This window comes from Vicinamibacterales bacterium (assembly GCA_036504215.1).
Classification (GTDB): Bacteria; Acidobacteriota; Vicinamibacteria; order Vicinamibacterales; family Fen-181; genus FEN-299.
On record DASXVO010000016.1, the window covers coordinates 83,921 to 102,652 of the forward strand.

The following is an 18,732-nucleotide window of genomic DNA, read 5'->3' on the forward strand; positions in this document are numbered from 1 at the left end:
CATGAACACGATGCACAGACTCATGACGACCGCTGCCCTCCTGGTGGTGGCGGCGGCATTGCCCGCATGGTCGGGCCAGACCCGAACCACTTCGCCGACCAAGCCGGCGAAGACGGCCGCAACCGCACCGACACCAACGGCGGGCGCGGAACGGACCTTCACCCTTCGCCTCGATTTCGATCGCTGGCACGACGTCGCCGAACTCCAGGCCGACATGCGTGCACTCGAGAAGGCCTATCCGAAGTTCCTGAAGTACATCTCGCTCGGCAAGAGCTACGGCGGCCGCGACATCGCGGCGATGATCGTCAACAACCCGGACACGGGCACAGACACCTCCAAGCCGGCGATGTACATCGAAGCCAACATCCACGGCAACGAAATCCAGGGCGGTGAGATCTGCATCTACACCCTGTGGTACTTGATGGAGAACTACGGCAAGATCGACCGCATCACGAGGCTCGTCAACGAGCGCGCCTTCTACATCGTCCCCACGGTGAATCCCGACGGCCGCGACTACTTCATGCACGGCACCGGTCAGGGCGCCCGCACCGGCCACATGCCGGTGGACGACGACAACGATTACCAGTTCGACGAGGACGGCCCGGAGGATCTGAACGGCAACGGCGTCATCGAGCAGATTCGCAAGTATGTGCCCGGGCAGGGCACGCACAAGAAGAGCGCTCTCGATCCGCGGATCCTCGAACCCGTCAAGCCGGGCGAGGTTGGCGATTACGTGCTGCTCGGCATGGAAGGCATCGACCACGATGGCGACGGCCGCGTGGGTGAGGACGGCCCTGGCAGCTACGACCCGAACCGCAACTTCGCCGCCGACTGGCAGCCGAACTACATCCAGAGCGGCGCGATGGACTACCCGTTCGAGTTGCCGGAGGCGAAGGCCGTCAACGACTTCCTCCTCGCGCACCCGAACATCGCAGGCCTCCAGACCTACCACAACAACGGCGGCATGATCCTCAGGAGCCCCGGTGCCGAGTGGACCGGCGAGTACCCGGCGAGCGACGTCCGCGCCTACGACGAACTCGGCCGCAACGCGGAACGGATCCTGCCCTTCTACAAGTACATGGTCATCTGGAGCGGCCTCTACACGGTGCACGGCGGCGTCACCGACTGGGGCAACGACGGCCTGGGCATCGTCTCGTTCTCGAACGAACTCTGGAACAACGGCCAGTACTTCACGAGTCCGGAGCTCAAGGATCAGCAGAAGGATCCGAACAGCCCCATCGCTCCGAGGGTCGCCAACTACTTCTTCAACGACTTCGTCGAGTTTGGCGACGAACTGACCGAGTGGAAGGAATTCGACCACCCGCAGTTCGGCAAAGTAGAAATCGGCGGCGCGTTCAAGAAGACGTTCGGCCGGGTACCGCCGCGATTCATGAACGAGGAACTGTGCCACCGCAACATGGCGTGGACGCTGTATCAGGCCGACGAGATGCCGAAGATGCGCGTCGGCGAGACCAAGGTCGAGAAGATCGGGGACGGCGTCTATCGCGTGCTGATCGATCTCGTCAACGAGAAGGCCGCGCCGACCGTCCTCGCCAAGGCCGCGACCAACAACGTCGTGCCGCCCGACATCCTGAGCGTGAACGGCAAGGCGGTCGATGTCCTCTCAGCCAGCTGGGTGCCGAGCAAGTGGCGCCCGGCAGTCGCGCAGGCGATCGATCAGAGAGACCTGAAGCGGATCCTCGTCCGCAACGGGATTGGCGGCCACACGACCAAGACGGTGCAGTACCTGGTGAAAGGCAGCGGCAGCCTGACCGTGACCTACGCGAGCCTGAAGGGCGGCACGGTGACGAAGGAGATCCCACTCCGGCAGTGATTCCGGAAAGCGCGCTCGCCAGTCAGCGGTCGGCCCGATCCGTTACCTGGCCCGCGGTGCGGCCGTCGGCGCCACCGGCACCGGGCCGACGATCGCCTGGTAGACCAGGTAGCGGAACTTGTCCTGAAGGTCGAGTCCACCTGTCGGAGCGAGTTGCGTCAGGAAGACCGCCACGAGCTTCTCCTGCGGATCGACCCAGTACTTCGAGTAGTAGGCGCTGCCCCATCCATAGGCGCCGCGCGAGTCCGGCCGGCCTGCACCGCCAACGTCCTCGGTCGTCTCGAAGCCGAGGCCGAAGCCAAGCGTGCCATCTTCACGGTACAGCTTGCCAATCTGGTTCGACGTCATCATCTCGATCGATTTCGGCCCCAGCACGCGCACGCCGTCCAGTTCGCCGCCGTTGAGCAGCATCTGCAGGAACCGCGCATAGTCGGTGGCGGTCGAGAGGAGGCCCGCCCCGCCGCCGAAACAGGCGCGCGGACCGTCCACGAAATCGCCCTGTCCCGTTCCACCCTCGGCAGACCGGCCGATCTTCCCCTCGGCGCCCGTCGAGTAGACCGTCGCCAGCCGATCCCGCTTCTCCTTCGGCAAAAAGAAGCCGCTATCGACCATCTTCAACGGCTCGAAGATCTTCGTTCGGAAGAACTGGTCGAGCGGCATACCGGACGCCTTCTCGATCACCGCGCCGAGGATGTCGGTGTTGTAGCCGTAGATATACTTCTCGCCCGGCTGCCCGTCGAACGGCAGCGACGCGAGGCGCTCCATCAGCGGCGCGATCGGCTCTTTCTTGTCCGCCAGGTACCAGCCCGACAGCCCGGCCGCTTTGTACTGATCGGCAGCCGGCCCACCGCCATAGGAGATGCCCGACGTGTGCGTCAGCAGGTCCCGGATGGTGATCTCGCGCCTCGCCGGAATGGTTCCATAGCGGCTGCCGGGGCCTGGCGCCGCCACAGCAACGGTCGTCTGACGAAACGCGGGCAGGTACTTCGAGACCGGCTCCGAGAGGCGCAACCGGCCCTCCTCCATGAGGATGACGGCCGCCACTGAGGTAACCGCCTTGCTCATCGATGCCATCCGGAAGATCGTGTCTTTCCGCATGGCGACCTTCTTCTCGACATCCATCTGCCCGATGGGCTCGAAGTACGCCACTTTGCCGGCCCGAAGCACCAGCACGGTGACGCCCGCGATCGTGCCGCGGTCCACGTAGTCGCGCACGACGGACTTCAGTCGGTCGAGGCGGGCGGCAGACAGGCCCACCAACTCGGGCGAGGTCACGGGCAGTGTCTGAGACTGCACGAGCGGGGCGAGGCAGACCACGAGCAGGACGACGGCAAGCCAGGAACGACGGAGTGTCATAGGATCCTCGAGGAAACAACCGTGCAGTCACAGACGGTCAGAAGCGCAGCCATTCTACAGCGAACGGATCATGGACGACGGTGCAGGCTCAGGGCGCTCGGCGTAATGGCCAGGCCGCCCCGCGCGGTGCAGCGGAGTTCGGGCGGCATCATCCGACCGACGTCGTAGACGGCATCGATCGTCTCGTCCAGGCCGATCGGGTTCTGATACCCACCCACGATCAAGTCCGCGCACACGAAGGCCGATGAGGCGCCAACCGCGTTTCGGGTGTGGCAGGGGATTTCCACCACGCCCTGCACGAGGTCGCACACCGAGCCCATCGTGTTCTGGAAGGCAATCGCGGCGGCATCTGCCGCCTGGCGCGGTGTGCCGCCGGCTGTCTCGACGACGGCCGCCGCGGCCATGGCGCCTGCTGCGCCAATTTCAACCTGGCAGCCCGCCACCTCCGCCGCGAACGTGGCCCGGGCCGCGACGATGAGCCCGACTGCTGACGCCGCGAACAAGGCGTACGCGGCCGCCTCGAGCGTCACCCGGCGGTCCTCGACGAGTGATACGAGGACACCGGGCAACACGCCGGCGGAACCGCCGGTCGGCGCCGCGCAGACCACCCCCATCGCCCCGTTGACGTGCATCACGGCCATGGCTCTCGCGGCCGCTCGAGCGTGAAGTCCCCCAACGGGCAGCCGGCCGCCCTGGTCGGCCTCCATCACGTGGCGCGCGGTGGGCGCCAGCAACTGCATCGGCGCGGCCGTTGGGCTCAATCCCTGATTGACCGCGGCACGCATGATTTCGAAGCGCTGCCGCATCTCGGCGACGAGCCGGTCCTCGGGCAGCTCGAGCAACTGCGCCTCGTACGCCAGGGCAGTCCGACCGAGCGACCAGCCCCGCGTCTCGGCCAAACCGACCATCTCGGCAGCGCTCGAGAACAGCGGGCGGCCGCGTTTGGCGAACGCCGTTGGCGGCGCCTCCCGAAGACCGCAGACGCCTTCGACCCCAAGCACGGCGGTCCGCATCGCCTCTGGCAACGCGTCGTGTCGAATGAGGAGGACGAATCGGCTGGACCGGGCGGCGGCCTCGGCTGCGGGCTGCGACTCGACGCGCTCCACCGCCACGCCATCCCCGCCAAGGATCGCGCCGGCGCGTTCGGCGGAGCCCACCTCCACCTCGACGAGCGTGCAGGGCATCTGTCCGGTCAGTCGAACTGGCCAATCCCCGACCCGCGTGATGACGACCGCTCCGCCTCCAACCGATTTCGCGCGGAGGCGCAGTGCACGTCCGTCGCCGGTCGCCACCACGATCTCGACTGTGTTGGGGTGGTCGGCGCCGGAGAGCGGCGCCACGGTGAAGCACAGATCGAGCCCGGCGTCGGGCGCCTGGTCGAGCACTGTCATGAAGCGACCGTCGGTGAGCGGCCATCCGAGCAGGCCCATCGCAAAGGCGCGATCCACACCCTGCTGTCTGTACACCCGCGCGTAGGAACCATCCGGATCGAACGTCAGCTGCGCCCGTGCGACGGCACCTCCTGCGAGCGCGCGCACCAGCGTGGCGATGTGAAACGACCCGGCCGTGTGTGAGCTCGACGGCCCGCGCATGACAGGCCCGAGGATGTCGTTGAAGATTCCGGGAGCGTCCGAGTGACTGTGTGACATTCGTGTCCCGCCTATCCGCCTATCCGCCTATCCGCCTTCCTATGCTATCGTGGGCGGCCAGAAACCAGATCGCGCCGGAGCCGCATCCATGCACCTACAGCTCATCGACTGGGTGATCGTTGTCGTCTCGCTGCTCATCTGCTTCGTGCCTGCGCTGTTCTTCGGCAAGCGCGCCGGCAAGAGCACGTCCGAGTTCTTCGTGTCGGGCCGGGCGGTCCCCTGGTGGCTGGCCGGGCTGTCGATGGTGGCCACGACGTTCAGCAGCGATACGCCCAACCTCGTCACCGATATAGTCCGCCGAAATGGCGTCGCGGGCAACTGGGTGTGGTGGGCGTTTGTGCTGACCGGCGTCGCAACGGTCTTCTTCTACGCGCGGCTGTGGCGGCGATCCGGTGTCATGACCGACCTCGAGTTCTACGAGATCCGTTACTCGGGAGCCGCGGCCGGCGTGGTGCGCGGGTTCCGGTCCGTATACCTCGGCCTGCTGTTCAACTGCATGATCATGGCGACGGTGAACCTCGCGGCCTGCAAGATCGCGGGGGTCCTCTTCGGCCTGCCGCGGTGGCAGACGCTGGCGTTCGTCGGCGGCCTGAACGTGATCTTCGCCACGCACTCCGGCCTGTGGGGCGTGCTCGTCATCGACATGATTCAATTCTTCATCAAGATGACGGCCGTTATCGCCGCCGCGTATTTTGCGGTGGCGCACGTCGGCGGCCTCGGCGTCCTGGTCCAGAAGCTGTCTCAGCCGCACATCGCACCGGACGGCTCCACGATCCACTACCTGAACGTCCTGCCCGACTTCACCAACAACTGGGATATGGCGATCGCGGTCTTCGTGATGCCGATCGCCGTGCAGTGGTGGGCGGTCTGGTATCCGGGCGCCGAGCCCGGCGGCGGCAGCTACATCGCACAGCGGATGCTCGCATCCAAGTCCGAGCGGGATTCGCTCGGTGCGGTGCTGTTCTTCAACGTGGCGCACTACGTGTTGCGCCCGTGGCCATGGATTCTGGTCGGCCTCTGCTCGATTCTGGTCTACCCGGAACTGTCCGACATCCAGAAGGCGTTCCCACACCTCGATCCGAGCCTGATCGGTCATGACATCGCGTATCCGGCGATGCTCAAGTTCCTGCCCGTCGGGTTCATCGGCCTGATGGTGGGTGGCCTCATCGCGGCCAACTCCTCGACGATTCTCACGCACCTGAACTGGGGCGCCTCCTACCTGGTCCACGACTTCTATCGCCGGTTCATTCGCAAGGACGCCAGCGAGAAGCACTACGTTGCCGCGGGGAGGGTGGTCACCGTCATTCTGTTCTTCTGCTCGTCGGGCCTCGTGTTCGTTCTCGACACGGCAAAGGACGCATTCGACGTGATCCTCCAGGTTGGCGCCGGAACCGGACTCCTCTACCTGGTCCGCTGGTTCTGGTGGCGTGTCAACGCGTGGTGCGAGGTCGTCGCGATGGTCAGCTCATTCGCCGTCTCCATCACGCTGCTCGTGCTCGCCAAGTACCACGTGCACCTCAGCACCCACCATGCGCTGCTCCTGACGATCGCGGTCACGACGATCTGCTGGGTGACGACGGCCTACATCGGTCCCGAGACGGACCGGCCGACGCTCATCTCGTTCTATACCAAGGTCCGGCCCTTCGGACCGGGCTGGAACCGGATTCGCCTGGAGGCCGGCCTCGGTCCGCGCCGAAGCGACGAAGCAGGCGACAACATTCCGCTCGCGCTGCTCGGCTGGGTATCGGGATGCACGGTCATCTGGGCGGCGCTCTTCACTGTCGGCAACTTCCTCTACGGCCGGACGGGATACGCCCTCGGTCTGCTCGGCGTCTTCGCCGTCAGCAGCGCGGCGCTTCTCTACGTCGTCCAACGGCTGTGGTCCGACAAGGGCGCACCGGCATCATGAAACCGCCGCCTTCCCATACCCGCGTTGTCATCGTGGGGGCCGGCTATGCCGGCGCCGCCACCGCGTGGGCGATCGGCCGGATCGGTCTCGGCCCGGGTGTCATCCTCGAGCAGGAATCGAGCTACGGTTACCACGCATCGGGACGAAACGCCGCGATCTTTCGCGTGGCCGAAGAGGACCCGACGATTCTCACGCTCGCCCTCAGGTCTCTCGATCACATCCGCCGGCTGGAGTCGTCAGGCGGCCCGTTGCTGAACCCAACCGGGGGGCTGACGCTGGCGGGTGCCGGCGCTGCCGGGGAATTGCACCAACTGGCTTCGAAGCTGAACCAGCGCGGGCTCCACGTCGAACTCCTGACTCTCCCAGTGGCGCGCGACCGCTTTCCACTGCTGAGGCTCGTGCGCTTTCACGAGGCGCTGTGGTGTGAAGAGGAGGCGATCGCCGACATCCACGCGCTGCTCACCTTCTACATTCAGCAGGCCCGGGCCACGGGGTTCGAGCTGCACACGAACTGCCGGGCCGATGACTTGATCGTCAGCCAGGGCCGGGTGACCGGCGTGCGGACGTCCGCGGGCGACATCGCGGCCGACGCGGTGATCGACGCGTCCGGCGCATGGGCTGGACGCCTCGGCCGGGGCGCGGCGCCGCTTCCGCTCCGCGCGCTGCGACGCCACCTGTTCGTGTTCGGGCCGCCGACTGGTGGCCATCACGACTCGCCATTTGCATGGGTGCAGGATGCGGGCTTCTACTTCAGGCCTGAGGGGGACGGCCTGCTCATGTCTCCGTGCGATGAGACGCTGATGGTTCCCTGCGAACCGCCGACCGATCCGGCCGCGGCAGAACTCCTTGCCGAGAAGCTCTCTGCGCACGCTCCGGCCTTCACCGATCTCCCACTCCGTCGCTCCTGGGCCTGCCTGCGAACATTCTCGCCCGACCGGCATCCGTTCATCGGCGCCGACCCGGCACGGCCCGGGCTGTATCACCTCTCAGGGCTGGGAGGCTTCGGTATGACGACGAGCGCGGCTGTCGGGGAGCTGATGGCGGAGATTCTTGCAGGTCGGACACCGGACTGGATCGACGTCGCGCAGATGGCCGTCGGACGGTTCTGAAGCAGGAGCCAAGAGCCAGGAGTCCGGAGCCAGGAGTCAGATGAGCCTGGTGTTGAGTTCCGGGTGCTTCAGCACCACGTTCTTCACGACGTCGATCCACGTGTCACGCTGTCCCTCGGGCAGTTGCTCGAAGGGGTACTTCTTCTCGGCGAGCAGCGTGTCCACGAGCTGGTCGATCGAGCGCATGAAGAACTCGTCGGTGTCCCGCACCCCGTCGGCGGCTGCCTGCCCGAAGATCGGCACCTTGAACAACAGCGTGTAGCTCTTCATCCAGTAGTCCACGAAGCGTTCGATCGCCTTCTGTCGGCCGCAGGCAAACATCAGGTACGCGTAATTGTCCAGCACGCTGCGGTCGCACACCACCACTTCGTGGTGCGCTGCGGAACGGATCTCCTCGGCCACCTGAGTGGTCAGGATCCACGTCTGGGCGTCGAGCGAGGTCTTGCGGTTGATCGGCAGCGGCGACAGCCTCGCCACTTCCTTGACCATGTCCACATTGATGCCCTGGCGCTTCAGCGCGGCAGCCAAGTCGTAGCAGAGCGTGGTCTTTCCAACACCATGGGTTCCGATGAAGGCGAGTTTCATGAGTGGTCGGGAGCCTATCGGCTCGGCTTCGTGGTGTCAAGCCGACCGCCGAGTTGTCGAAGCAGCGACGCGAAATCCTCGGGATATGGACACTCGATGCGCAGCGAACGACCGGAGACTGGATGCGGCAGGGTCAACCGTACGGCGTGCAACATCGCCCGGACGACGCGCGCCCCACCGACTGCGGTCGGCCCGCCATAGCGGCGGTCGCCGAGAATCGGCAGGCCGCACTCGGCCAGGTGCGCGCGGATCTGGTGCTTGCGGCCAGTCAGCGGTCGCGCCTCGACCACGCAGGCGCGCGGCAGTCGCTGTCGCACCACGAAAGACGTCTCGGCCCGCTTCCCTCCGGCTGCCACGCGCGTCATCCGTGCCCGCAGGCCACTTCCGCTCAGCGCCAGCAGGCCCTCGACCCGCCAGGGTCGGCCCGGCACGCGGGCGCCAGGCGTGGTCAGCGCGTGGTACACCTTGTCGACCGCGCGGTCGGCGAATGCCGCCGCGAGTCCTGCATTGGCCGCCGGATCGAGGCTGAAGAGCACCACGCCGGACGTATCCCGGTCGAGGCGGTGATGGACGCCGAGGTACGGCACATTCAGCAGGCGCCTGGTGGCGGAGACGAGGTCGTCGAGACGCGTGTCGGCGGCGGCGTGTGTCTGGAGCCCGGCGGGCTTTGCCACCGACACCAACCATTCGTCGCGGTACAAGACGTGGATCACCGGTGCCAGCGGGCCGGAGCGTGCGGCGGCCTGGGGCCTGAGACGCTCGACATCGACCTGCACGTCCAGCCGCATGCCGCGGGTCAGTCGCAGCCCGGGCCGTCGGGCGACGCGAGCGTCCACGCACACCGCCCCCGCCATGATGAGCCGGCGTACAGCGGACTTCGACAGTGAGTGCCCCACGGCAGCAGGAAGCCAGTGACCGATCAGATCGTCCAGACGTGTACCGGCTTCGCCGTCGGTGGCCGTGCAAGTCAGACGCCGCATGAATGCCCAGATGTCACCGACCGATTATCGCTCAGGGCTTCGACTCGCCACTACGCCATTTGTGCATCGAACGACCCAGCCGTGCCGCTCGCCAGCGCAAGACGACAACCGCCCGCTGGACTTCGATCGAGGTCCCGGCTAGGATGACTCATCCTCTGTTGAAAGGCTCGAATCCCCATGCCCAGTCTGGCGTTTCGTCTGTTGCTGGTTCTGCTGGTCACGTCCTCGTCCATCGCGTCCGCCGCATGCCGCCAGCAGCCCCAGGCGGCCACGGCGTCGACCGCCGTGCCCGCCCAGTCCGAGCCGGCACACGACCGCGGCCTGACCGACACGGCGCGGCTGCTGGCTGGACTCGCGCCCGACGCCGCTGGCCGACTGGCCCCGGTCGCCGCGCGGCCTGAGTGGCAGGCCTGGCAGAGCGAGTTCGACGCTGAATGGACAAAGGCGACGCGCGAGCGATTCGTCCAGATGACCGAGTGGCGCAACCGCGAACTGAACGCCGCGCAGACCCGCGCGTGCGCCACGTTGATGTACCCATTCAGCGGCCCGGACATCCTGAACGCCTGGCTCCTCTTCCCCGACTGCCAGCGCTACGTGCTGTTCGGCCTCGAGCAGCCGGGCTCGCTGCCGCCCCTCGACCGCCTGACCGCCGAGCGCTCGGCCACACTGCTCGACGAAACACGCCACGCGATGAACGACCTGCTTGCGAGGAACTATTTCATCACCCGCCACATGCTGAAGGATACGGCCGCCCCCGAACTGCACGGCACGCTTCCGCTCATGGCCATCTTCCTGGTACGGCTCGATGCCCGCATCGTCAGCGTGCGCGACGTCGAAATCGCGGAGGATGGTCAGCTTCGAGACCGCTCGGCAGCCGTTCGCGAACACAAGGCCGCACCGGCCGTCGAGGTGGCATTCGTTCGCCCGGGACATCAGCCCCAGTCGCTGGTCTACTTCCGCGCGCAGGCCGAAGACCGCGCGATCTCACAGCGCCCCGGGGTCGTCCCCTTCCTGCGGAATCAGGCTCCGTTCGCAACGTTTCTGAAGTCGGCGTCCTATCTCCTCCACGGGACCCAGTTCACGTCCGTGCGCCAGTTGCTCCTGACGCACTCGACGCTGATCCTCGAGGACGACTCGGGCATCCCGCTCCGGTTCCTCAAGCCGGCCGACTGGCAAGTCACGCTGTACGGGCGCTACCAGAAGCCCGTCAAGGACTTCAACTACGGCTACCAGTCCGATCTGGCAAGGGCGTACGCCGTGGAGCGCGGCGTGAAACCGCTCACCTTCTCGTTCGGCTATCACTGGGAAGCCGGCAGCGCGGCCGTGCTCCTCGCGGTGCGCCGGACTCCACCGGCGAGTCACTGAGGCCGGTCCAGTGGGGGCAGGTATTTGTGCCTGCCTGGGACCACGGGCGGGACGCCCGTGCCACTCTGCCTGTGCCACTCTGCCTGTGGCACTCTGCCTGTGGCACTCTGCCTGTGCCACTCTGCCTGTGGCACTCTGCCTGTGGCACTCTGCCTGTGGCACTCTGCCTGTGGCACTCTGCCTGTGGCACTCCGCCCGTGGCACTCCGCCCGTGGCACTCCGCCCGTGGCACTTCGCCCGTGCCACTCGGTCCGTGTCGACGATCGGCGGGCCACAAGGTAGAATGGCGACCGGATGCGACAAGCCTTTGCCCTGCTCGTCTGCTGGCTCTGTGCCTTGACCTGGCTCGGCGCCGCTCGCGATCTGAGCCGCGACGAATCAATGGGCGGCCACACGCTCGCCCGGCACGTCGGGCGAACCGACACCCAACTGCAGGACCGTCTCCAGCGCGAACGTCAGATTTCGGCGGCGTCCACGTACGAAGACCGGGCCACCGCAGAGCGGGTCGTGTCCGACGCACTGGCGCAGTCGAAGGGCCGCCTGGATTCCTGGCTGGCACGCAGCGGCAATCGCCCGAACCTCGCCCTCCACTACCGCGGTCCGCGCGATCGCCCCATCGGTCGCTCGCTCGAACGCGGAACACGCGCGCCGCAGCCGTGTCACGACGCAGTCGTCGTGCTCCGCTGGGACGAACGTCGTCGCGACTACTACGTGCTCACCTCGTACCCGGAGGCACGCCGATGACATCCCGCCCGACACAGAGCGGCCCCGCGCCCGAGCTCCGCGCTGCGGCCTACCCGACGCTCGAGTCGTTCTTCAGCGGATATCTCCACGAGGACTTCGTGTCGGAGCACGGGACGCCGGAGGGCGCGCTGCGGATGTGGCGCATGGACGCGAATGCCAAGGAGAAATCGCGCCTGGGTGCGGAGGCCGCGGCGTTTCTCTCGGTCGCCAGTCAACTGCCGTTCGAGACCGTCGCCGGCTTCGTCCGCCGCGAACTCGGCAGCGCCTGGCGTCCCTCCAGCCTGAAGCGCCTCGAAGATTTGTTCACACCCTCACCGCGCCGGACCTGAATGAACAGCCTCCGGCTCCGCGCGCTCATCGTCGGTCTCGCTGCTGCCTGCGCGATCGGCGTCCCCGCCCTCAGGGGACAGCCGGCGGCCGGTCAACTGGCGTCCGGCCTCGCAAAGGAGGATTCGCTCGGCCGCCTGGCCGACGAAGTGGCTCGCGAGGTCGAGCAGCTGCGTGGCTGGACGTTCAAACGGCGGGTCGACAAGATGCACACGTCGCTCCCCGAGGCGAGATCCGACCTGGAGCGATCGATCCGAAGGGAGTTGCCGCCCGATCGTCTCGCGATGAAGCAGGCTTTTCTCCGTACCGCAGGACTCATTCCCTCCGACTGCGACCTGGTCGCCGCGCAACTCGATGTTCTCGAACAGCAGGTGGCCGGCTACTACGACACCGACAGCCACGTGCTCCATCTGGTCGATCGCCCCGGCACGACGCCCGCGTTCGTCGACCGCATGATTCTCTCGCACGAGCTCACCCACGCACTCGACGACCAATACCTGGACATCACGAGCCTGACGCACCGCGTCCCGCAGACCGAGGATTCGGCTTTTGTCGTCACCGCGCTCGTCGAAGGCTCCGCGACGGCGCTCATGCTCCAGGACATGACGGTGGCACAGAAATCCGGGCGGCTGGATCTCGCCGACCTGGGACCGTACCTGCAGCAGGAGCTGGCGCGGGCCAGGAAGCTCGAGCAACTCCCGCGCTACTTCTCGGCGATGTTCGGCTCGTACATCGTCGGCGCCGCGTTTCTGGCCAAGGGAGACCTCAGCACCGTGTTCAGCATGCCCGACGACCGGCCGATTGGGGAGAACCTCCTGGCTGCGGCGAAGGCGCCGCCGCGGTCCGGTGAACAGGTACTCCACCCCGAGAAGTACTGGAACGCCCAGCGGCCCGATGAACCGATCCTCATCGATGACCGGGCGATCGAACGGTGGCTGGCGCACGACGGCCGATGGATTGTCCACCGCGACACGCTCGGTGAGATGCTGACGGCCGTGTTCACCGAGCCGCACGAGGCTCCGAAGGACATGGCCAAGTTCCAGTCGGCGGCCGCCTGGACCAATCCCGGCGCAATCGGGTGGGGCGGCGATCGCTTCTACCTCCTCGCATCCGGGGCAACGCAGGAAGAGGCCGCCCACCGTCTCGCGGATCTTCAAGGGGTGTGGATCACCGTGTGGGACTCGGCCAAAGAGCGCGAAGAGTTCCTCCGCGCGATCGAGAAGGGCACGCCGCCGCCCCGCTCCCAGACGGCGGCGGTGGGCCGCACGATGGCGGTCGTGTTCATCGGGTTCGAGGACGGGGAACGCCAGGTCCTCCTCTCGCGCCTGAGGGAACTGCCCCTGCCCGTGATCGGGAGTCGTTGACAGCGCCGTCGTCCTGGGATATCTCTGCCATCGAATCTATCCCGCTCCCTGGCAGGATCGGACAATCTCAACATGCGCACTTACCTTCTCTTCGCCAGCATCGTCGTGTTGACCGTTACGATGGCCGGTGAGACTTCGCTCGGACAGCGAGCGCCCGCCGCGCCCCGGCTCGAGTCGTTGGCCGGCGTCTTCAGCGGCAGTGCGGCCGCCGTGCGCGACACCAACGGGGACAATCTCCCCGATGCCGTCGTCGCGCGCATCATCGTGCCGGCGAGCCCGACGGCCGATGACATCGAGGCGGCGACCAACATCGCCGGTCGCCTCGGGTACGAGACGACGGCACTGTCGATGCCCCTGGTGCTGCGCGACAACGAGGTCCGCGCGCCGGCAGACATCGGCCTGCCCATCCTCGTCGGCAGAACCAACGCCTTCGTCAAGCAACTGATCGATCGGGGCGCGCTCGACGTCCGGTCCGTGCAGGCCGGACAGGGCCTCCTGACGCTCGTCCGCTCGCCGCTCGGAGGCCCCGACGGTGTCGTCGTGGTCGGCGGAGACGATGCGGGAACGCTGGCCGCCGGGGTGGAACTCGCAGCCCGGGTGCCGCGGTTGTGGAACATGACCGGCATCACGCTGGGCGGGATCGAGCAGCAGGTGACCCGCTGCCTGGCGGACAAGGGCATGACCGCCTCGGACACCCACGTGACGTCCCTCCTGGTCGATGCCGAACGGCGCGGCATCGCCGTCGTCGGCGTTCGGACGCACCTCGCCAGACAGGACGCCACTCGCGCGGCGGCGGCGCTCGAACAAGTCGACGCCGCCCATCGCCATGGCCTCGAGGAACGGACGCTGAACTTCGCCGAGGCCGCGGCAACGCGCGTGGAGATGCTCACCGACGGGGGACCGCAGACCACGGCCGTGGTCCACAGGGGCGGCATGAACGGCCGAACCCTCACGCCGCCCGTCGATCCAGACGAGTTCGCGCCGGAGCCGAATGCGAGCGGTGTGATCGAGCCGCGACTCGCCCCGGCCAAACCGTTCGATCTCACCAACGCGTATTCCATCGAAGGCTGGTTCGGCGACGCCTACCAGGACCTGATCCCGGACCGTACCGAGACGGCCGTCGTGGTCGGGAGCGCGGACGATTCACTTGGCGCAGCGCACATTGCGGCCCGTCTCGGACTCGAGACGACCGGCATCAGCCTGCCGATCACCAAGCGCGACGACAAGGTCAAGGAGCCCGGCAACGAGGCCAGCCCCATCCTCGTCGGCCGCACGAACGCGCTCGTCCTCCAATTGATCAAGATCGGCAAGACACGTCTGGACGACCTTCACCCTGGCGAAGGTGCCGTGCAGATCGTCCCGCGCGCGTTCGGCAACGCCACCGCGACCGTCGTGGCCGGGGCGGATCCGGCTGGCACGATGGCGGCGAGCCTCTATCTGGCACGCCGCGCACCGTACGTCTGGGATGTCGCCCGCGGCGCCGCGTCGATGGAAGACGTTTCCACAGAAGTGACGCGTTTCCTCGCAGCCAAGAGCAGCGCCGGCCAAGCCGGGCAAGCCGTCCAGGAACTCAAGAGCGTGCTGGACGATCTCAAGGACAAGACGATCGAGTCGTTCGACGCCAAGTTGTTCATCGAGCACGGCGACAAGGCGCTCGACGCGCACGTGGGCTCGCAGATCCGAGCGGCAGTCGGACAGGCCGCGACCGTCACCGTCTCCAGCCAGGGAATCACGGATCCCGCCACGGTGTTCGAAGACAAGATAGACGTGCCGTGGGAGGTCGACGAGTTCTGGGCGAAGCTCCGGTCGGACGTCATCCCGAAGGTCAAACCGGGATCGGCGGTCGAAGTCGAGGCGCGCCTCAGTGAGCCAGACGAGGTCAGGACGGGCCTCGTCGAGCAGGCACGCGCGGAGTTGACGAAGGCGGGCGCTGCGACCGTTCGGGTGCGAGTGCTCTGCGCCTACAAGCAGGGCTACTCGTGGCTGACCGACGAGGTCATCCCCGCGCTCCGCGGCAAGAACGCTCGCGCCGTCCGGATCCGCGTGGCCACGCACAAGCCGGATCTGTCGAAGAAGTTCAAGTTCTACTCCGTTCCGACTCGGTGGCTGCACGAACTCTATCCGGTTGACGAGATCTTCCAGCGCGACCTGGGCATTCCGACGAGCGCCTTCAAGATGGAGCTGACCGACGATGCGAAGGACATCTACGCGCTCGACGCGCTCGATGCCGCAGGCCGCGTCGTGTATCACGGCACGTTCAGCCCGAAGTTCACCGAGCGCGAGTATCTCGACAAGTTCCCCGGCTGGTCGCGGGTCGAGGTGACGACCGGCTGGCTGAGCGCGCGGGTCAACGGCGAGACGGTCGCCGACCTGCGGATCCAAACGGATCCCGAACGCTTTTGGGACTACTACCAGAGCAAGGTGCTTCCGCGGATCTACGACAACGTGATGAAAGTGACCGGCGGGAAGCCGACGGCCGACAAGCAGCCATTCCATCGCGACCTCGACATCGAGGTGTGGATGAGCGAGCCCGACCAGCGAATTGGCATCGACGAGGAACTGGTGTCGTCGCTCGAGGCCCTGCACGAGGACCTGTACTTCGTCACGCTCGACTTCTTCTCGGCCATGGGGCGCACGCTGACGAAGAACCGGCTGAACGCGCCCGGCAAGGTCTTTCCCATCATCCATCCGAGCCGCCCCGGGAAACCCGGACAGGCACGCATCCTCTACGCCGGCAATGCGTCCACCAAGGCGCGCCTCGACGTCACCTACAAGGAGAAGGGCAGCGACAAGCCGACGCAGGTGTCGCGCGATCTGCCGCGCATCGACACCACCGCGCCCAGCGTCGTGCGGGCCGTCGTTCGCGACGATCGCGTGAGCGAGATCGAACTGCAGGTCGACGCGAAGGATGACAAGGAGGCGACGCGGGCCGTGGACGCGGTGGACGGCCTAGTGGCGCTGCAGGCCGCTGGGCTCTTCAGAACGGCCCTCGTCTTCGACCATGTCGATCGCGTCGCGCTGACCGTCGGCCTCAAGGACGCGCGGACGAGGCGCGTCGTGCCGAACACGGGCGTGGCGCGGCCTTCGGCCGTGCGACTGGCGGCCGATCGTCCGAAGGGCCCGATCGTGACGTGGGATCACATCATCGGCCCCGATGAAGCCGAGCAGATCGTCACGAAGCTCGCCGCTTTCCCCGAGGTCCACAGCTACAAGGTCGGCGAGTCGTACCGGGGGCGCCCGATCTCCGCGATGGAGCTGACGCTGCCGACGTCGAGCGAGCTGATCTCGCTGGCGAAGTACACGGCACTCAAGCCGACGATGCTGATGATGGGCCGTCAGCACGCGAACGAGGTGTCCTCGACCAGCCACATTCTGCGACTCGCGGAACTGGTGGCGACCGACCCGGCATACAAGAAGATCCTCGAGAAGGTGAACCTGGTCCTCTGCCCGGTGATGAATCCGGACGGCGCGCAGATGGCCTACGAGCTGCAGAAGCTCACGCCCACCTACATGCTTCACGCCGGGCGCTACAGCGCGCTGGGGATGGACATCACCTCGCGCGCGATCGGCCTGCTGCCGGAAGCGGAGGTCGAGGGCAAGTTGTGGCGGCAGTGGCTGCCGGACATCTACCTGAATCCCCACGGCTATCCGTCACACGAGTGGGTGCAGCCGTTCTCCGGGTACGTCGCGCCCGGTTTCCGTGCCTACTTGAGTTCGCGCGGTTGGTACACGATGCTGAGCGGCCTGCGGGACCCGCGGTACCCGGACCATCCGGTGGCCGTGGCCGCGCTGCGGGAGGCGATCGTGCGGGAAATCAACCGGAACCCGGACGTGCACGCGATGAGCACGCGGCACCAGGAGCGGTATCGCCGCTGGGCATCGGGCTTTGGCCCGCACATCTACGGCGTCGAGATCTACAAGGACACGATGATCTACTACTCGGATCCCGAAACCGGGGAGCCGCGCGGCAGCCGGCGGGCCAGCCCGCCGCCAACAGGGGCCGCCGGCCGACGGGCCGCCATCAGCGCCTGGCCGCAGGTGACCTTCATGAGCGGCATGACCGAGGCGCCCGACGAGACCGCGCAAGGTGAATGGCTGAGCCTCGTGACCAAGGCGGGCTTCTCCTTCCTTATGGCTCACGTGAAGTACCTCGAGGAGGGTCAGTACCGGGTGGAGAGGATCGAGGAAGGCGGCCTGCGCGACGGGGCGGTGCTGACGATGGTGCGGGTGCGGCCGGTGAGGCCGGGCAAGTAGCACGGCCCAAGGGGTGCGGCGGCGTGGCGATCTCGGCACAACTCGATACCTGCGGACTCTGCTGGAGTGGCCTTGAGGAGAGTGATTAGGTTCTCACTTCTCGGCTCCGTCCAGTGGCCCCTGACCCCAATTCTCCGAATCCCGAATCCTGCCCCCTGCCCCCCGCATTCTGTCACCATCCGACCACTGGTCCCCGGCCTCCGCCGACCACCCCAGCGCGCACGCATAGCCCGCGCTCTGAGCCGTCTCGAGGATCTCTGGAACCGTCCGAGCGGAACCGGCCGTCGGAAACTCGCCGAGCCACAGTGGACGGTCGAGCGTCGCGGCAATCGGCGCATCGAGCGGCGCACGTCGCTCGCGGCGGTCGTACCAGTGTACCTGGTAGACGTCGAGCCCGAGCCCCTCGACCAGGATCAAGCCGCGGGTCGAGGCCAGTCCAACCGTGGCGAGATGATTCGTCTCGGCATGGACGCGTGCCGCACATCGCTCGATGAAGGCACGCATGGAGCGGCGGCTGACCGACGTGCACGGGTTCCAGCCGCTGACGCCGAGGGTGACCCACTCCGGCTCGTTGACCACGTCCCACGCCGAGATGGCAGGCTCCCGTCGGCAGCGCTCGAGGATCGGCGTGACCACACCCTCGAGGAGCGCCTCGCGTCGCGCGGCGCTGGTGGTGGCGCGCCGATGTCCACCGCAGGCCACGCCCTCGACCCATCTCCGGCGCTTCCACCACGTGAAGTCGAACAGGACGAACACGACGGAAAGGCCGTGGCGGCCCGCTTCCTCGACACCGACCTCGAGGTCGCGCCAGAAACAGTCGTCGAGCCCGACGGCGGTACCATCGCCGGCAAACCGCACCCCCGCCCGGCCGTCGCACAGCATGAACCAGCGCACCGCGGTCAGGCCGCGGTCGGCAAGCCGCGCAAAGACCTCGGTGAGGCGCCTGCGCCGTTCGGGCTGCGCCACTCCCCCGTCGGCCTGCCACGCATTCGCACCAAAGTCGCAGCCGTACTGCAGCCAGGGCAGGTTGACGCCGACGACAAAGCCCCCGTCCTTCTCCCGCATTCAGACCTGATGGTACACCGCGACGAGTCGCGGAGCATTCCGGAGTGCGATTCCGTTCCAAGTTGAGATCGTGGACGCAGCCAAGCAGATCGAGGCGTTCCTACCGGTGCTCGACCGCATGGTGCACGAAGGGCTCGTCACGCTGGAACGGGCCGAGGTGCTGATGTATCGCGCCTCGAAATAGGGCCGGA

14 protein-coding genes are annotated in these 18,732 nt (G+C 66.8%); 9 read left to right on the forward strand and 5 right to left on the reverse strand.

The annotated features are described in order from the left end of the window. Window position 1 precedes the first annotated feature (1 nt). A complete protein-coding gene (locus tag VGK32_02995; GenBank protein HEY3380705.1) occupies window positions 2-1,834 on the forward strand; it encodes a M14 family metallopeptidase in 1,833 nt (610 codons plus the stop codon). A gap of 42 nt (window positions 1,835-1,876) precedes the next feature. On the opposite strand, the gene VGK32_03000 is transcribed toward VGK32_02995, so the two are convergent. After that, on the reverse strand, window positions 1,877-3,190 hold the full coding sequence (locus VGK32_03000) for a serine hydrolase domain-containing protein (GenBank protein HEY3380706.1): 1,314 nt from the start codon (window positions 3,188-3,190) through the stop codon (window positions 1,877-1,879). Window positions 3,191-3,258: 68 nt separating this feature from the next. Beyond that, window positions 3,259-4,839 carry an L-serine ammonia-lyase, iron-sulfur-dependent, subunit alpha gene (locus tag VGK32_03005; GenBank protein HEY3380707.1) on the reverse strand — a complete coding sequence of 527 codons (1,581 nt, stop codon included), beginning with the start codon at window positions 4,837-4,839 and terminating at the stop codon, window positions 3,259-3,261. An 88-nt stretch (window positions 4,840-4,927) separates the two neighbouring features. Here VGK32_03005 and VGK32_03010 point away from each other — a divergent pair, with 88 nt between their 5' ends. Together VGK32_03010 and VGK32_03015 are read left to right on the forward strand one after the other, a co-directional pair. Further along, a complete protein-coding gene (locus VGK32_03010) occupies window positions 4,928-6,748 on the forward strand; it encodes a sodium:solute symporter family protein (GenBank protein HEY3380708.1) in 1,821 nt (606 codons plus the stop codon). Continuing rightward, a complete protein-coding gene (locus VGK32_03015; GenBank protein HEY3380709.1) occupies window positions 6,745-7,857 on the forward strand; it encodes an FAD-dependent oxidoreductase in 1,113 nt (370 codons plus the stop codon). The genes VGK32_03010 and VGK32_03015 overlap by 4 nt, the downstream gene beginning before the upstream one ends. Before the next feature lie 36 nt (window positions 7,858-7,893). On the opposite strand, the gene VGK32_03020 is transcribed toward VGK32_03015, so the two are convergent. Together VGK32_03020 and VGK32_03025 are read right to left on the reverse strand one after the other, a co-directional pair. Continuing rightward, window positions 7,894-8,442 (reverse strand): AAA family ATPase, encoded by a 549-nt coding sequence (locus VGK32_03020; GenBank protein ID HEY3380710.1) that lies wholly within the window; start codon window positions 8,440-8,442, stop codon window positions 7,894-7,896. A gap of 14 nt (window positions 8,443-8,456) precedes the next feature. Continuing rightward, entirely contained in the window at window positions 8,457-9,422 is a 966-nt protein-coding gene (locus tag VGK32_03025; protein HEY3380711.1) for an RluA family pseudouridine synthase, read from the reverse strand. Window positions 9,423-9,599: 177 nt separating this feature from the next. Between VGK32_03025 and VGK32_03030 the strand changes: the two genes are divergently transcribed. From VGK32_03030 to VGK32_03050, 5 genes are all read left to right on the forward strand, one after another. Next, window positions 9,600-10,787 (forward strand): hypothetical protein, encoded by a 1,188-nt coding sequence (locus tag VGK32_03030; protein ID HEY3380712.1) that lies wholly within the window; start codon window positions 9,600-9,602, stop codon window positions 10,785-10,787. 294 nt (window positions 10,788-11,081) lie between these two features. After that, window positions 11,082-11,531: an RNase A-like domain-containing protein gene (locus VGK32_03035; protein ID HEY3380713.1), complete on the forward strand. Its 450-nt coding sequence runs from the start codon at window positions 11,082-11,084 to the stop codon at window positions 11,529-11,531. Next, on the forward strand, window positions 11,528-11,860 hold the full coding sequence (locus VGK32_03040) for a contact-dependent growth inhibition system immunity protein (GenBank protein ID HEY3380714.1): 333 nt from the start codon (window positions 11,528-11,530) through the stop codon (window positions 11,858-11,860). Before VGK32_03035 ends, VGK32_03040 begins: the two co-directional genes overlap by 4 nt. Then, complete coding sequence (locus VGK32_03045) at window positions 11,861-13,222, forward strand: hypothetical protein (protein ID HEY3380715.1); 1,362 nt, start codon at window positions 11,861-11,863, stop codon at window positions 13,220-13,222. It begins immediately after the preceding gene. Between the two features lie 72 nt (window positions 13,223-13,294). Then, entirely contained in the window at window positions 13,295-17,476 is a 4,182-nt protein-coding gene (locus tag VGK32_03050) for a M14 family metallopeptidase (GenBank protein HEY3380716.1), read from the forward strand. Between the two features lie 93 nt (window positions 17,477-17,569). Here the strand turns inward: VGK32_03050 and VGK32_03055 are convergent, their stop codons facing one another. Continuing rightward, the gene (locus tag VGK32_03055) at window positions 17,570-18,541 is read right to left on the reverse strand and encodes a hypothetical protein (protein HEY3380717.1); all 972 of its coding nucleotides are present in this window, start codon (window positions 18,539-18,541) and stop codon (window positions 17,570-17,572) included. Window positions 18,542-18,590: 49 nt separating this feature from the next. Here VGK32_03055 and VGK32_03060 point away from each other — a divergent pair, with 49 nt between their 5' ends. Then, window positions 18,591-18,725: a DUF190 domain-containing protein gene (locus VGK32_03060; protein ID HEY3380718.1), complete on the forward strand. Its 135-nt coding sequence runs from the start codon at window positions 18,591-18,593 to the stop codon at window positions 18,723-18,725. The last annotated feature ends 7 nt before the right edge of the window (window positions 18,726-18,732 follow it).